Annotated in this window: 13 protein-coding genes; 2 read left to right on the plus strand and 11 right to left on the minus strand. The window is 62.2% G+C overall.

What is annotated here, in order from left to right; all coding sequences use genetic code 11:
- Positions 1 to 65: 65 nt before the first annotated feature.
- Positions 66 to 611 carry a hypothetical protein gene (locus AC50YL_RS07885; RefSeq protein ID WP_494830782.1) on the minus strand — a complete coding sequence of 182 codons (546 nt, stop codon included), beginning with the start codon at positions 609 to 611 and terminating at the stop codon, positions 66 to 68.
- Between the two features lie 281 nt (positions 612 to 892).
- Here AC50YL_RS07885 and AC50YL_RS07890 point away from each other — a divergent pair, with 281 nt between their 5' ends.
- Positions 893 to 1,945 (plus strand): LacI family DNA-binding transcriptional regulator, encoded by a 1,053-nt coding sequence (locus AC50YL_RS07890; RefSeq protein ID WP_494830784.1) that lies wholly within the window; start codon positions 893 to 895, stop codon positions 1,943 to 1,945.
- A 98-nt stretch (positions 1,946 to 2,043) separates the two neighbouring features.
- Entirely contained in the window at positions 2,044 to 4,404 is a 2,361-nt protein-coding gene (locus tag AC50YL_RS07895) for an alpha-L-rhamnosidase-related protein (protein ID WP_494830786.1), read from the plus strand.
- 18 nt (positions 4,405 to 4,422) lie between these two features.
- On the opposite strand, the gene AC50YL_RS07900 is transcribed toward AC50YL_RS07895, so the two are convergent.
- From AC50YL_RS07900 to AC50YL_RS07945, 10 genes are all read right to left on the minus strand, one after another.
- Positions 4,423 to 4,626, minus strand: a complete 204-nt coding sequence (locus AC50YL_RS07900) for a CLC_0170 family protein (protein WP_494830787.1) — start codon at positions 4,624 to 4,626, stop codon at positions 4,423 to 4,425.
- Between the two features lie 28 nt (positions 4,627 to 4,654).
- The gene (locus AC50YL_RS07905; RefSeq protein ID WP_494830788.1) at positions 4,655 to 5,881 is read right to left on the minus strand and encodes a Ger(x)C family spore germination protein; all 1,227 of its coding nucleotides are present in this window, start codon (positions 5,879 to 5,881) and stop codon (positions 4,655 to 4,657) included.
- A complete protein-coding gene (locus AC50YL_RS07910; protein WP_494830789.1) occupies positions 5,853 to 6,974 on the minus strand; it encodes a GerAB/ArcD/ProY family transporter in 1,122 nt (373 codons plus the stop codon). The genes AC50YL_RS07905 and AC50YL_RS07910 overlap by 29 nt, the downstream gene beginning before the upstream one ends.
- A gap of 3 nt (positions 6,975 to 6,977) precedes the next feature.
- Positions 6,978 to 8,621, minus strand: a complete 1,644-nt coding sequence (locus AC50YL_RS07915) for a spore germination protein (protein WP_494830791.1) — start codon at positions 8,619 to 8,621, stop codon at positions 6,978 to 6,980.
- A 174-nt stretch (positions 8,622 to 8,795) separates the two neighbouring features.
- Positions 8,796 to 9,605, minus strand: coding sequence for an HAD family hydrolase (locus AC50YL_RS07920; RefSeq protein ID WP_494830792.1), 810 nt, complete (start codon positions 9,603 to 9,605; stop codon positions 8,796 to 8,798).
- Positions 9,606 to 9,925: 320 nt separating this feature from the next.
- Complete coding sequence (locus tag AC50YL_RS07925; protein WP_494830793.1) at positions 9,926 to 10,804, minus strand: ROK family protein; 879 nt, start codon at positions 10,802 to 10,804, stop codon at positions 9,926 to 9,928.
- A gap of 17 nt (positions 10,805 to 10,821) precedes the next feature.
- Entirely contained in the window at positions 10,822 to 11,799 is a 978-nt protein-coding gene (locus AC50YL_RS07930) for a hypothetical protein (protein ID WP_494830795.1), read from the minus strand.
- A 4-nt stretch (positions 11,800 to 11,803) separates the two neighbouring features.
- Entirely contained in the window at positions 11,804 to 13,078 is a 1,275-nt protein-coding gene (locus AC50YL_RS07935; protein WP_494830797.1) for a M48 family metallopeptidase, read from the minus strand.
- Between the two features lie 282 nt (positions 13,079 to 13,360).
- Positions 13,361 to 14,443, minus strand: coding sequence for a glycoside hydrolase family 172 protein (locus AC50YL_RS07940; RefSeq protein ID WP_494830799.1), 1,083 nt, complete (start codon positions 14,441 to 14,443; stop codon positions 13,361 to 13,363).
- Positions 14,444 to 15,174: 731 nt separating this feature from the next.
- Positions 15,175 to 15,489 carry a thioredoxin family protein gene (locus tag AC50YL_RS07945; protein ID WP_494830800.1) on the minus strand — a complete coding sequence of 105 codons (315 nt, stop codon included), beginning with the start codon at positions 15,487 to 15,489 and terminating at the stop codon, positions 15,175 to 15,177.
- Between the last annotated feature and the right edge of the window lie 337 nt (positions 15,490 to 15,826).

Raw genomic sequence — 15,826 nt, forward strand, 5'->3', positions numbered from 1 at the left:
GTGCCAGCGACGTCCCGCCGGTGGAGGTACTGCTTCAACTGCTGATGTAGCGATGCCGGTTTTATTCAAGTAGGCTCCGCGACGTCCCACCGGTGGCGGTATTGCGTCAGCCGCGGATGCGGCGACGCCGGTTCCGCGGCAAGCAGCAGCCGCAGCTTGACGATCCACGCCTCGAACGACGAGAACGAAGCGAACTGATTTGCCATCTCCGGCGTCAAGTACAGGAATAGCGGCGACGGGTAGGCCTCCGCCAGATGGCGAAGCGCCGCCTCCATCGGCGTGTATTTCTTGCGTTTCCCCTCGAGGCCTTCGACGACGATCGGGATTGCGCCGCGGCCGTGCTCCCGCTCGTATCCGCGCTTCCAATCATGCAGCCTGTCCAGCCGCTGATAGTACGGCAGCACGGGCTCCTTCGTCATGCGCCGCACCGTTTCCTCGTGCAGCGGATAGAGCACCAGCTTGGCGAAAGCGCGCTTCGCCGCCGTCTCCGCGGCCAATGCCAGCGCATCGTCCGCCATATGCTGAAACGTATCGTAGACGATCAGCGTGCCTTTGCGGCCTTCGGCCGGCGGCTCGTAGCCGTACGGCACGGTCTGGGCGATTCGGTTCATCGCATGTCCTCCTCTTGGCATGATTCGCCAGCTATCGTACCACGAGTATACCCCGGCGGCAGGCGATCCATGAATAGGCAAGCCGGCGGTTGTTAAGGCCCTTTCTTAAAACGTTTTAATTCATTTCGGTCAGCATCGCAATTAGCAAGCTTACATCTATCGCCAAGACAGCGCCTTCTTTTGTCGAATTGCTAAGGTTTCGTCATCCTGAATCCCCTCATTGACGCTTATGGAAGCGTGTGCTATTTTTAGCATATAAAACGTTTTTAGAGGGTGCGCATATGAAAAAAACGGACCGCAGCGTGACCATCAAGGACATCGCCCGCGAAGCGGGGGTGTCGATCTCCACCGTCTCGTTCGCCTTTAACGGCACCGCTCCCGTCGCGCAGGAAACGAAAGCGCGCATATTCGAAGTGATCAAGCGGCTGAACTACCAGCCCAACTCCGCCGCGCGCGGCCTGGTCACGCGCAAAACGAACAACATCTGCCTGTTCACGCCTCACCCGGCCTCGGACTTCTTCTCCTTCTCGGGCAACAGCGTCTTCTCCGACCTGCTCCAGGGCATCGGGGAAGTGGTCGACCAGAAGGATTACAACCTGCTGATCGCTTGGGACAACATCGGCCATAAGGCCAAGACGCCGAAGCTCGTCAAGCTCATGCGCGAACGCGCCATGGACGGCGTCTTGATCTGCCTGCCGAGCCACGACTCCTCCGTCATCGAGGAGCTGTCGGAGCATCAATTTCCGATGGTCGTCATCGGCACCAACGACCGCAAGAACCGAATCAATTCCGTCGACGTCGACAACTACGACATCGCTTATCGCAACGCGCAGCATATGCTCCGTCTCGGCCATGCGCGGATCGCGTTCATCAGCCCGGGGCCGCTGGAATACCTCGTGTGCGAGGACCGGCTGGAGGGCTACCGCGACGCGCTGCAGGAGGCCGGCATCAAGTACCGCGACGAGTACGTCTTCATCGGGGACGAGAAGGAACGGAGCGGCTATCGCGCCGCCGACAGCTTCCTCGCGCTGAAGGAGCCCCCGACCGCGATCGTCTCGGGACGCGACATCCAGGCCGTCGGCGTCATCGAATACGCCCGCGAGAACGGGTTGTCCATTCCCCGGGACCTCGCGCTGATCAGCTTCGAGAACACGGAGCTCGCCCAGAAGTACGACATCACCTCCGTCACGACGGATCTCTACGAGATCGGCAAGGAAGGCGCCAAGCTGCTGCACAAGCTGCTGACCCGCAAGAAAGACCGCGGCGCGCAGAACGTCGTCATCCCGTCCGAGCTCATCGTCCGCGGCAGCTGCGGCGCGAAGGCGCGGACGTAAATCGTCCGCCGCCACTGGCCGCCGCGCCGCAGAACCTTGCAGGCCGTGCCGGCACCATACTACCAGAGCGCAGCTTGCGTTCCTTTGGAGGGATTTTTGTGTTTGCAGCAGCTCGTCCGATCTGGCCGGCAGGACTAAACACTGCGATGAACGTCGTCTGCGGCGTCAGAGCGCTGTTCCGGGCGGATACGCGGTCGCCCGCGCTCGTGCGCGTTACGGCCTCTTCCCGCTACCGCGTCTATGCGAACGGGTTGTTTTGCGGGCATGGTCCCGCGACCGGCCCGCACGGCTACTACCGCGTCGATGAATGGGACTTGTCGCCCTACTTGAGCAACGGCGTCAACCATGTCGCCATCGAAGTCGCCGGCTATAACGTGAACAGTTTCTATACGCTCGACCAGCCGTCCTTCGTGCAGGCGGAGGTCGAGCTGGGCCGCGCGATCGCCGCCGCGACCGGCGAAGCGGAGCATCCGTTCGACGTCTTCTTGCTGCCGGAACGCGTGCGCCGCGTGCAGCGCTACAGCTTCCAACGGGCGTTCGCCGAAGCGTACGAATTCGGCCCCGGCGTCCATGACTGGCGGACGTCGGACATGCAGCCGTCTCCTCCGGCGCTATGGGAGTCCGCGGGAGAAAAGCGGTTGCTCCCCCGCCGCGTCGGTTATCCACGCTTCGCGGTGCGGTTGCCGCACGCCGTCTTGGCCACCGGCACGTTCGCCGAGTCGGCCTCGCCGGAACCGCCGTGGCGGGACCGCTCCATCGCGGGGGGCGGCCCCGATTTCAAAGGCTACCGGATCGACGAGCTATCGCTCATCCCGACCGACGAGCTCGGCGCGCTCGCGATGACCGGCTGGGATCGGACCGCCGCCCGGTATGAAGGACAGTCCCTGCGGCTCGGCGCGCGGCAGGCGGCGGTGCTCGCCTTCGACCGCAATTCGACCGGCTTTGTCGGGGTCGAATTCACGGTCTCCGCGACGTCGCGGATCGCGCTGACGTTCGACGAGATCTTGACGGAGGACGGAGACGTCGACCATCTCCGCCTGGACTGCGCGAACGTCATCCACGCGGCATGCGAGCCCGGAACCTACGCGCTCGAGAGCTTCGAGCCGTATACGCTGCAGTACTTGAAGGTGCTCGTGCTGGAGGGCGATTGCACGCTGACGGGCTGCTCCATCCGGGAGTACGCCAATCCTGATGCCGGCCGCGGCGAGTTCGCGAGCTCCGACGACGCGCTGAACGCGATCTTCGAAGCGGCGCGCGAGACGTTCCGCCAGAATGCCGTCGACAACTTCATGGACTGTCCGTCCCGCGAACGGGCCGGCTGGCTCTGCGACAGCTTCTTCGCCGCCCGGGTGGAGGCGGATCTGACGGGCCGCTCCGTCGTCGAGGGCAATTTCTTCGAGAACTACGCGCTGCCCGAATCGTTCGCGTTCCTGCCGGAAGGCATGCTGCCGATGTGCTATCCCGCCGATCACAACGACGGCGTGTTCATCCCGAACTGGGCGCTCTGGTTCGTCCTGCAATTGGAGGAGTTCCGGGACCGAGGCGGCGACGAGACGCTTATCGCGGCGCTGCGTCCGAGAGTCGAGGCGCTCTTCGGTTATTTCGAAGGCTTCCGCAACGAATTCGGACTGCTCGAGAACCTGGAGGGCTGGGTCTTCGTCGAATGGTCGAAGGCGAACGATTTCACCGGCGGGATCAATTTCCCGACCAACATGCTGTACGCCGCCGCGCTCGACGCGGCTGGCCGGATATACCGCATCGCGGCCTACCGGGACGAGGCCGCGGCCTTGAAAAGCACGGTGCGCGAGTTCGCGTACGACGGGGCGTTCTTCGTGGATCAGGCGGTCGAGGACGAGCACGGCGAGCTCGAGATCACGGACAACCGCACCGAGGCGGGCCAGTATTACGCGGCTTACTTCGGCATCGCGGACGCGGAGGAACTGCCGCTCTGGTTCGACAGCCTCATGCGCGACTTCAGTCCGAGCCGCAATCCGGACGAACCGCATACCTCGGACATCGGCGGCATCCATCCCGCCAACGCCTTCATCGGCTATTACCTGCGGATGGAGCTGTTGTCGCGGCAGGGGTTGTCGGCCCAGCTGCTGGCGGAGATCAAGGCGTACTTCGGCAAAATGGCCGCCCGCACGGGCACGCTCTGGGAGCATAACCGCACGGAAGCGAGCTGCAACCACGGATTCGCTTCCCACGTCGCGCGCGTGCTGTACCGGGACGCGCTCGGGATCAAGTCGTTCAGCCGCAAGAACCGGACGCTGACCATCGCCTTCGAAGACAACGCGCTGGCCTCGTGCAGCGGCAAGCTGCCGACGCCGGAAGGCGATATCGTCCTCGGTTGGCGCAAGGAAGCCGGCAGCCTCCGCTACCGGCTGTCGGTCCCGTCCGGATTGACCGTCGAGATCGAGAATCGCAGCGGCTGCCGGCTCGTGCGGGAGAGCGAGTAGGACGGCCCCTTGCCCCGGTCAATTCAACAAGTTCCGCAGGAAATACGTGAAGATGCCCAGCGCGATGTTCGTCCACCCGAGCACCAGGGACAGCTTGTACTCCGTCTTGTTTCCCTGCTTGCGGTTGCCGCCGGCATCCAGCTTGATCAGCACGAATCCGGAAATCAACAGCAGCGGCACCGCATAGCTGATGAAGTTGATGGTGTATCCGCTGATGATCATGCTGCCCGCCTCCCGTTCCCGCTACTCATTATCTCGCTTCCATGCCGACGCGCCTGACGTTGACGAAGGTTTTAATGTCGAAGGTCATCTCTTTGTACTGCTCCTGCCACTGCTCCTTGGTCTTCACCTTGGCGTTCCAATAGCCCGGCTTCTTCGCCCGGATATACTCCCCGAAGCCGAATATATCGCTTCCGGCTTCCTGCGTTTGCCGGATGATCTTGCCGAACATGTTGCTTGCGGCCTTCGACTGCGTATCCTGAATCTCGCGCAGTACGCCCTCGTCGTGAAGGTTGAAATCCGTGTCCAGCTTCTCTTCGACGTTGACTTCCAGCACGATCGTGATCATGAAATGGGGATGGCCGTCGCGTATGGTCGCTTTCCATTTCGTATCGCGATGGGTCGTCGAGGTCATGACCATGCGCGAGTCTCCGCTCAGCTTCACGAATACGCGGTATCCGGCGGGATTGATGCCTTTGAGCGCCATGAACCCGCCGATCTGAAGCGGCCTCGTCTTGCCCATCATCCGCGCGTCTTTGAAATACGCGAGGCCCATGATCTCGACGTTTTGTTCCTTCTTCAGCGCCACGTAGGGCAGGTAGCCTTCTTGTCCCTTCTTCGACGAATTGCTCCAGAACATCCCGATGTAGTCCTGCGGGAATTTCCCCATTTTGATTCCTTCGTCCAACGTGGACATGAGATACAGCGTCGGAATGCGTTCAAGCTTCGGCGCCGCCTTCAGCAGAGGCATCGCCTCGCCCTTCGCGATCATCAGCCACGCCATCCGGCGGACCTCCGGGTTACGCCGGAAGTAATCGTTCACGTTGTCGATTCCGTTCTTCGCGATCTCCTCCGACAGGATAATGACGCGGAGATGCCCGAAGAATATCCGGCTCGACACCTGCTGCTGCAGCTTCATGAACGCATCGTCGAGGGTATACCCGACCACGTGGATTACCCAAACCGTCTGCTGCGAATTCGTCGTGCCGCCCCCGCCTTCCCCGGGTCCGAGCGGAATCCTCCCCGGTAGCGCGATTTGGACCGCCACGCGAATCAAGCCCATTTTCAGCCGCGGCGTTACGCCTTGCGTACTCGTCACGTCGTCCCTTTCCATGCCCGAGCGCGCCTTGTCGATCGACACGCCGAGCACGACGGCGCGGTCTTCGATCTCCAGGCGGTCCCAGCACCCCGTCATCAAAGGCACGAGGAACAGCATCGGGACGGCAAGCTTAACGAGCCGGTTCCATCGCTTTTTCATTGGGTCGTTTCCCCCGCTTCTTGCGGATGAGCGCCACGACTAACAGCAAACCGGGATAGGCGATCGTAATCGCCAATCCGATACGTCCGACGCGCTCGATAACCGCGTACATTTGGAAAATGTTCTTCGGAATCAGCGCCATCACGAACGTGATCGGCAGCAGGAACGTAGCAAACACGTTGTGATCCTTCAATCGGAACAGCTCGGTCGTCAGCCGGGTCGTCAAATAGTTCGTGGACAACAGCGTCGTGAACACCGCCGTTACCCAGACCGCCAGAAACGCCGCATCCAGCCGTTCCAGCACGTTCGCCGGCAGCGTCGTCGCCTTCGCCAGCTCCAGCGTCGGCCAGAGGAGATGCTTGATCTCCTCGGAGCCGAACACGCCGACGGCCGCGATGACGATCGAGACGTACAAGCCGCCGGCGACGGCGAAGCCCCAGAAGCTGGCTTGCTGGGCTTTGTCCGGCCGTCGCATCGCCGGGATGACGAGCGTCATGATGAACGAGGCCTCGAAGAACGACGCTAACGTCAGAATGCCGGACATCATGCCGCCCCGTTCGTTGCCCCAAATCGGCTGCAGATTGATCATATCCGCGCTCTTCATCGACAGCGCCACGATCAAGAACACCGGGCCGAGGAGCAGCGGAAAATAAAAATGGTGGATGTAGGCGAACGTCGTGATGTTGACGCGGCTCGAGATCGTGGCCAGCACCAGCATGACGATAACCGTCACCTCGAGCGGGGTGTTCTGCAGTACCGAGGTGACGACGACCTCCCCGAACTCCCGCGCGCCGAGCGCCGTTATGACGGCGAAGAACGCGATAATGGCGACGCTGCCGATCCAGGCCAGCCATCGGCCGAGAATATCCTCGCTGTACTGCACGATCGACTGGTTCGGGAATCGAATCCCCAGCACCGTGATCAAATACAGCCCGATGTAACCCAGCGCCATGCCGAGCAGCGTCACGAGCGGCGCGCCCGCATCGGCCGCCTTGACGGCGAATAGCGGAAGCGCCAGCACGCCGACGCCGATAATGGTGCTGGCTACGACGGCGGACGATTGAATCGCCGTAATCTGGCGGATGTTTCCCATCGCTTAGGACTCCTTCGGCTGGTCGTTTAGATTCATGGGATCAAGCGCGTTATGCGGCTGTTTCTTCAGCTCTTCCATGGCTGCATCGCTCAGCCGCGTCTTGTCCTTGGGATATAGGAAGGCAGGGCGCTCCGGCATCCAGGACAGCGGCGCGCGAATGATCAGATCCTTCATCCCCTGAAAGCTGCCCGGAACGAGCGGCGCCAAGTAAGGCACGCCGAAGGATTTCAGGGACAACAAATGGTTGGCGATCAGGATGAAGCCGATCATCACGCCGTACAGCCCGAAGATGCCCGCCATGATGATGAGCGGGAAGCGCAGCAGGCGCAAGGCGAGCGCCGCGTTGTACGCCGGAGTCGCGAACGAACCGATCGTCGTGAGCGCGATGATGACGACCGTGATGGGACTGGCGAAGCCGGCCGCGACGGCTGCTTGGCCGACGACGAGCACCCCGACGATGGATAACGCCCCGCCGACCTGCTGCGGCAGGCGGATCGTCGCTTCCCGGAGCACCTCCATGGAGATCTCGATGATCAGCACCTCGATGACGGCCGGGAACGGCACCCCCGCCCTTCCCCCGGCGACGGCGACGGCGAACTCCGTCGGAATCAGCTCCGGGTTGAACGATATGATGGAGACGTACAAGGCCGGGAAGATGAGCGAGAAGACGAGCGCGATGAACCTCGCTACCCGAATGGCGCTCATCAGGAGGAAACGCTCCGTGTAATCCTCGACCGTCTGGTAGAATTGGTTGAATACCGCAGGCACGATCAAGGCCAGCGGCGAGCCGCTCACCAGAATCGCGATCCGGCCCTCGAGCAGGTTGGCGGCCACCTTGTCGGGCCGTTCCGTGTACTGCACCTGGGGAAACGGCGAGTAATGGTTATCCTCGATAAACTGCTCCAGGTAGCCGGAATCGAGCACCGCGTCGACATCGATGACGGATAAGCGCCGCTCGACTTCCTCGAGCAATTCCGGATTCGCGACGCCCTCCATGAAGCATACGGCGACGAGCGACTTGCTCCGCCGGCCGATGGTCATGGACCGCACCTTCAGCTCGGGCGTCTGCAGCCGGTAACGAATCAAGGAGATATTCGTCTCCAGCATCTCGATAAAGCCCTCGCGCGGGCCCCGGATGACCTGCTCGGTCGCCGGCTGATCGATGGCCCGCCTGTCGACGTGGCAGGTTCGGACGATGAACGCCGTATCCATTTCGTTTACGATGAGGACCGATTCGCCGCGCAGGATGCCCTGGACAAGCACGTCCAATTGGCATTCGGTGCCGATATTGCTGTGATAGAGGGTCTCGTTCACGATAATATCGTGCAGCTGCCCCGAATCGATCTCCGCATCCGCGAGATCGGAGGACTTGTGCATCAACGGCTTCATCAAGTCTTGATTGATCGCGTTCTGGTCGGTCATGCTGGTCAGAAACAACAACGCCGCCGGGAAGCGTCCGAACGCTTTGAAGCGGCGGACGACGAAATCGAAATCGTCCTGCATCGCTTCTTCGATCGCTTCGATCGTATCGTCCAGCCGACCGCTTACCTTCATCTCCGCCAGCCGTTCCAGAATCGGAGACGACAGCTCCTGCTTGGCCTTCTGCGATCGATCCCCTTTGGACTTGCCCCAGCTGCGCATCGACATCCGTAGTCCCCCTTCGAACCGCCTGACATTTGCATGAATAATCCAAGGTTACTATGCGCAAAATTGTCAGATTTATGCACCCCGCGGGCGCACGCGAAAAAGGCCCGCCGGAACGAGCCGTTCCGGCGGGCCTCTCGGTGAACCTTTTGGTGAGCCTTTATTCCGTATGCGCGTTCAGCCTAGCAGCCGCTCCAGCACGAGCGCCACGCCGTCACGGTCGTTCGTATCGGTCACCTCGGTTGCCAGCGCTTTCAATTCATCGACGGCGTTGCCCATGGCGACCGCATGCGCGGACATGGTGAACAGCTCCAGATCGTTGTGGTCGTCGCCGAACGCGATCAGCTCGGACGCCGCGATGCCGTAATGCGCGCATACGAGGAGGACGCCGCTCACCTTGGAGACCGACGGATGCATGATCTGGATCAGCTTGCCTCCGTCGGTGGCGATGAACCGGGTCTTGGCGGCGAAGGCCTCCCGCAGCTGCCCCTCGGCACCGCCGAATTCGGAGAGCAGGATCTTGGTGGCGACGTAGGCTTTCATCGCACTCGGGGCGCAGATCATCGGCTGGTTCCACTTGCCGAAGAACGCGGAATTCCGGGCTTCCCTGCTGGCGTAGGGGCGATCCTGCGATTCCAGGCTGATCCGGATCTCCTGCGGCAGCCGTTCCGCGCAATAATCGAGAATCTCGGCGGCCGTTCCGGGATCGATCGGCGTATGGACGTCGATACCGGCGTCCGCGTCGACGACCAGCGCGCCGTTGTAATAGACGAACGATGCGTCTGCCGTCAGCTCCGGCGGCAGCAGCTGCCGGACGGATCTCGGCGGCCGTCCCGTCGCGTAGATGACCCGCATTCCCTCATGCTTGCAAGCAAGCAGCGCGTTCGCATTCCGCTCCGATACATGCTTTGCCGTATTCAGCAGCGTGCCGTCCAAGTCGAGCACGATTCCCCGCATGGCTTTCCACCCTTCCGTTATAGGATTCAACCGTCCGCCTCGGCCGGCAAGCCCGCCCGGAGCCGGCAAGGCGCAGGCAAGCGAGCGCAGCGAAACCGAACAGCCCCTGTTCGCGATGCGGGCAGGGGCTGTCCGCAAAGCCATGGCGCGCGGAAAATACGGTCGAAGACTTGCGTAGTTTATCTTATGCGGCACGCGGATATGCATGATGTTCCATATGCGGAGTCCGGGCGCCTAAACGCGCAAATAACGGATTGCGTGTCCGCCTGATACGCGCGACATGGCACGGAAACCAAAAACCAGCCCGGCGCGATCGAAAATCGCGCGGACTGGCCTCCGCGTTCGGTCAATTATTTCGCGCCGAGCGCGCGCAAACCGAGCGCCAGCGAGCCGCTGAGGCCGGCGTTGTCGCCGAGACCCGGCGGCACGATGTAGTCGTCGATGCCGGCCAGCACGGCCTCCGCGCTGACGTAGCCGTTCAGGTTCTTGCGCACTTCCGCGCGGATGAGCGGGAACAGCTGCATTTGGTGCATGACGCCGCCGCCCAGAATGACCTTTTTCGGCGACAGCAGCAGGACCGCGCTCGCGACCGCTTGGCCGATGTAGAACGCTTCGATCTCCCACGCCTTATGATCGACGCCGAGTTCGCTGCCTTTGACCTTCCAACGGCCTTCCAGCGCCGGGCCGGCGGCCATGCCTTCCAGGCAGTCGCCGTGGTAGGGGCAGAAGCCCTCATAGGTATCTTCCGGATGGCGGCGCGTCAGCACGTGCCCGCCCTCGGGGTGAACCAAGCCATGCACGAGCTTGCCTTCCGCGTATACGCCGACGCCGACGCCGGTGCCGATCGTGTAGTAGAGGCAGCTGTCGAGTCCGGCCGCCGCGCCCCACGTCGCTTCGCCGAGCGCCGCCGCGTTCACGTCCGTATCCCAGCCGAACGGCACGTCGAACGCTTTGCGCAGCTCGGGCAGGAACGGATAGTTGCCCCAGCCCGGCTTCGGCGTCGTCGTGACGTACCCGTACGTCGGACTTGCCGGATCGATGTCGATCGGTCCGAAGGAGCCGATGCCGATCGCCTCGACCTCTTTGTCTTTAAAATAATTCACGACGTTCGCCAGCGTCGCTTCCGGGCGTTCCGTCGGGAAGCTCACCCGCTCCAATATCGTTCCATCCTCGGTACCGATGCCGCAGACGAACTTCGTGCCTCCGGCTTCAATTGCTCCTATGCGCATGCCTTACACTTCCTCCTCTAGATTCTCTCTCTCAGCCATGGCCAGACGACGCTCTGCGTCAGCTGCAGATTCGTCAGTCCCAGCTCGTTGATATACGGTTCCCGTTCGCGAAAATAATCCGCATGCTTCCCGATGATCGGCACGCCGCGCCGTTCGGCCGGCGCATGCTTGTCCCGCAGCCAGGCCGGCCAGAATCGGCGGCCGGCTACTGCTTGCGGTTCCGGCAAAGCTGCATTCGCACGGCCGGCCGAACCGGAACCGATCGCGGCGTTGCGGCTTGCGGCCGAATCGTCTGCACCGGTGCCGGCTGCGCCTGTGCGCCCCGCGCCCGAAGCGTCTGCGCCGGCGGCTTCAGCGCCAGGGCCAGAGGCCCCGCCGCTTTTCAAGCCGCGCGCGCTTTCGCCAGCGGCGCCTTCTCCGCTCCGCTCACCGCCGCCGCGGCCAAAGCCGCGCCAGCCGCCGAACGTGCCTAGCCGGCTGACGCCGTCGGCCGGCTTCCCGGGCGACGGGGAGTCCGCTCCCGCGCCGGCGTGCACGAACAGCACCGATGCCCGCAATTCCTCCGGAATGCGGCAGCGGGGCGAACCGATCATGACGACCGGGCTCGGCGGTCCCCCGAGCAGGTCAAGCAGCTGCCAAGCGGCATGGACCGCCGCGACGCCGCCGCCGCTGTGGCCGATCAGCACGATGCGGCCGGCCTTGCCCGGCTCGGGCCGCCAATCGGCGCCGATCGCGTCCACGACGCGCCTGCCTCCGATGGAGCGGCCGAACCCGCCCGCGCCGAGCCGCATGTCGCGGCTGATTTCCCACAGCTGGGGAACGGCGCGGCGGCTCCAGTCGCCGTACGGGAAGAGCAGCTGCGACGTCCGGACGCGGAAACCTTCGCGTTCCAGTATACCATGCAACGAACCGCGAAAGCTCTCCATGAATTGCGGCGCGGTCGCGAAACCGGCGAGCAAATAGAGCGAGACCTGTTCCTTTTCCCCGTGCTCCATCGCGTTACGGGCCCTTCTGGCCGTGCGCTTTCGCAAAATCCAGCGCGGCGATGATCCGCTCCATGTCGCTCGGATGGTCGTCGCGGAACCAGCGCACGAGCAGCGGCGGATTGACGTCGCTGAGCGTAATGACGCCCGTCTTCTGCTGCATGGTCGCGGAGCCCTCCGCGCTGTTCAGGATCCGCATGGCGTACGCGTCCGCCGATGATTCCGCGTTTCGCGAGACGGCGTTGCTGATCGGCAGCGAGACGAAGGACAGCACCGCCATGATGAGCAGCAGCAACGGCAGCGCCGTCATGTCGGATCGGTCGCGAATGCCCCAGGCTTCGCCCCAGCGCCGGATGGCGCCGACGTAGATCCAGCCCCCGATGCAGATGACGACGAGCGAGGAACCGACCGCGCCGACCGCGCTCCATTCGAGATGGTGCATCGCGTAATGCCCCATTTCGTGCGCCATGATGAGGAGAATTTCCGGCTCCGTCAGCTGCTTCAGCGTCGTATCCCACAGCACGATGCGCAGCGAAGGCCCGATGCCCGTCACGTAAGCGTTGATCGCGTTCGTTTTCTTGGACATGTCCACTTCGTACACGTGATCCGCCGGAATGTCCGCTTTGGCCGCAAGATTCAGGATCTTGGCCTCCAGCTGCGGATCGGACAGCGTCGTAAACTTATTGTAGAGCGGATCGATGATCACCGGCTGCACGTACATCATGAAGACCGTGAACGGCACCGAGATCAGCCACAGCTTCAGCCACCAGCGGCCGCGCCGCGACAGGATCCAAAAGGCCACCGCGGACACCGCCAGTATCGTCAAGTAGCCGATACCGAGCGACACGAGCTTGTCCCGAATCCAGCCCGCGACCGGCTGCGTCGTAATCCCGTAATGCTTGGACAGGCCGTAGCTGAAAATCTGCAGCGGCAGATAGAGCACGAACGAGGCGAGGTCCACCAGCAGCACGAACAGCGGGAAGCGAACGACGAGCGGAAGGCCGCTCAGCGCGCCCCGCCAATACCGGGCGAGTCCGCCGGACAGCAGGAACAGGTAGATCAGCCACTCCCACGGCACGCTGGTGAAGAAAATCCAGTTGCGGATCGGGTTCAGCACCTCGCTGTCCTTCAACTGCTGGGGCGTGAAATAGGTTGCGGGGTCCGCCGCCGTGCCGACGTAGGCGCGGGGCACGTTGTTCGGCGAGGTGTACCAGACGTATCCCGCCACGACGATCGCGTAGAGCAGCAGCAACAACAGCCATTTTTTCGAGAAACGCGTGCGCACCGACATGCCAACATCTCCTGTTTTCCAAGTGTTCGAATAGGTTCATCATAGCATGTTTTCGGCCGAAAACAGAATGCGAGCGCCCGCCGGACGACTGCCCGGGGACGCTCGAAATGATGTTATGGGATGGATGGCTTTTCACGTGATGACGACGTTAATAACTCGCGCCGTTCATGGATGATGACGTTAAATAACGAATCGGTGAAGCAAGGTCGGCGCTGCGGCGCTTGATGGCCTTAGATTAAGGCGACTCATGATGGCATTGACAATGCGTGACAAGTGACGGCGTTAAATGACTTCGCGCTCGTCGTTGCCCGGCAGTTCCGGGTATGCGGCATGCGGCTCCGCCTGGTACCAGAACACCGTCGACGCGATGTCGCTCTGCTGCGGCAGATAGCGCCCGCCGGAACGCCATCCGAGATCCTGGATCGTCACGCGCAGCTCGGATTCGAAGCGGATCGGATCCTGCACGTGCCAGCGGTACATGCCGAAGCGCTGCTGGCTGCGATACAGCCCGTCCGGCTTGACGACCTGATGCATGCCGAGGAACGGCGTGGAATACGTGCCGTATTCGCCCTTCGGCTGCTCCCAGTTCCAGGCGCCGCCGAAATAATCCTCCGTGCCCGTGCCGCAGATCGTCGGAAAATCCTTGTCCCCGTCGAGGTAAAACTTGATCTCGCCCTCGCCCCACCAGCCGGTGTTGTTGACCTGCCAGGCGAGGTAACAGCCGACGTAGTGGCCCTTGCCTTTCACGCCGTCGACGAGCGTGTGCACGTCCTTGTACGGCACGGGGTTGCTGCGGCGCCACTGCGCGTGGAAGTAGGCCATGTCGGAGGGAACCTCCGTCAGCGTATAGTCGATTTGGAAATACAGCACGGCCGTCTCCGTCCCCGTGTTCTCCATCGTGATGCGGGCCGACTTGCGGAACGGCATCTGCCAATAGCTGTTCATCCCGCCGGCCGGATTGACGGCCACGGGGAAGGAATTCACGTTGCAGCGCTCCTGCCACCCGTTGCAGAAGAAATCGCCGACCGGCGCTTCGACCGAAGGCTCCTCCTCGTCGTCCCAGTACATCCGCAGGATCATCGTCCGCCAGATGTTCGGCGCGCACGTCAGCCAGATATGCTGGATGGCGCCGGGCCCGTCGATTTCGCCCATCGTGAACGTCGCGCCCGCATCGATGGCGACCGATGGCGACACTTTCCAGCCCAGCCCCAAATCGCGCGCGCAGTTCTCGCCCGTTCCCTCGGTCGCCATGCCGCCCTTGCCCGCCTCGCCCGTGAAATTCTCCGCGCTGATCGACCGGCTCTTCGCGTCCGACAGCCTGGCCAAATTGCCGATGCCCATATCCAAACCGTTGAAACCAAACATCGTTCCCTCTCCTTTACGATTGGATGAAACCGCTTTATTGGGTCAATATGGAACCTATGCTATCTTGATGGAAACCGACTGTCAAGGGCTCCGGTGTTGCGTTGGGCGCTCCCGTGGTCCTCGGGCTCCGGTGTTGCGATGGAAGCTCCCGTGGTCCTCCGGACCAAAGTCGCTTCCATTCGCAACACCTTCGCTGCAGTTTTCGTGGGCTGGCCTTGGAAGCGGGCTCCGGCGTTTGCGTGGGCGCTCCCGTGGTCCTCCGGACCAAAGTCGCTTACATTCTCACCACCTGCGCTGCAGTTTTCGTGGGCTGGCGCTTCGATGGGGGCTCCGGCGTTTGCGTGGGCGCTCCCGTGGTCCTCCGGACCAAAGTCGCTTCCATTCGCAGCACCTTCGCTGCATTTTGCTTGGGCTGGCCTTGGAAGCGGGCTCCGGCGTTTGCGTGGATGCTCTCTTGGTGCTTCGCACCAAAGTCGCTTCCATTCGCAACACCTTCGCTGCATTTTTCTTGGGCTGGCCTTGGAAGTGGGCTCCGGCGTTTGCGTGGATGCTCTCTTGGTGCTTCGCACCAAAGTCGCTTCCATTCGCAACACCTTCGCTGCAGTTTTCGTGAGCTGGAGCTCCGATGCGCAGGCATGTAATCGGGTCGTCCGTATTAGGCCGCCCGCTTCTTTTATCTAGGCCTTCGCCTGGCATAGCCGTCGAAGAAATAAAAAACGTTCGCTTCGTCTTCACGAAGCGAACGTTTTTAGCAGCCGATACAGCGTGTCCACGGACTGCATGGCATATTCGGTTTGCACCGGTTCGCCGTCCTGTACCAGCACGAGCGCCGGAACGCTGGCGATTCGCCATTCGTCGCGCAGGCCAGGGGCGAAGTTGATGTTGATTTTGGAGATGGGAACCGAGGCGCCTGCCGCTTGGGCGATCTCCAGCATCCGCAGCCCGATTTTGCAGGTGCCGCAAAGCGGAGTGAAGAAGAACACTGCCTCGCGCGCCGCCTTGTCCCGGTTCAGCCATTCCCGTTCCGTTTGTTCCTCGATAGCCATTGCGGTCGCCGCCTTCCCGTCTTGAACTCTCGCTCCGCGGGACGAAACGATAGGACCATTATAGGCCTTTTCGCTCCGTTTGCGAAGGCTGGTCGGTTTGGGACGGCCGTTTCGCACAAATACGCTGCGTGCCGGATTGCCCTATCCTATGAAAAATCTTCACTTCGCCTCGGTCGAAAAAACGCGCCTGCCGCGCCTGCCAATCAGCCAGATTCAAACAAGCTTTAGCGAAAAACCAGCAGCCCGGCTGAGGCCGCGATACAACCAGGACGCAACAGCCCATTACGCGTGGCTCTCGCGTAGGTTCCGCAAGGCAAATTTACCTTTGGGAGAGCGT

This window comes from Paenibacillus sp. J22P277, from assembly GCF_059383675.1.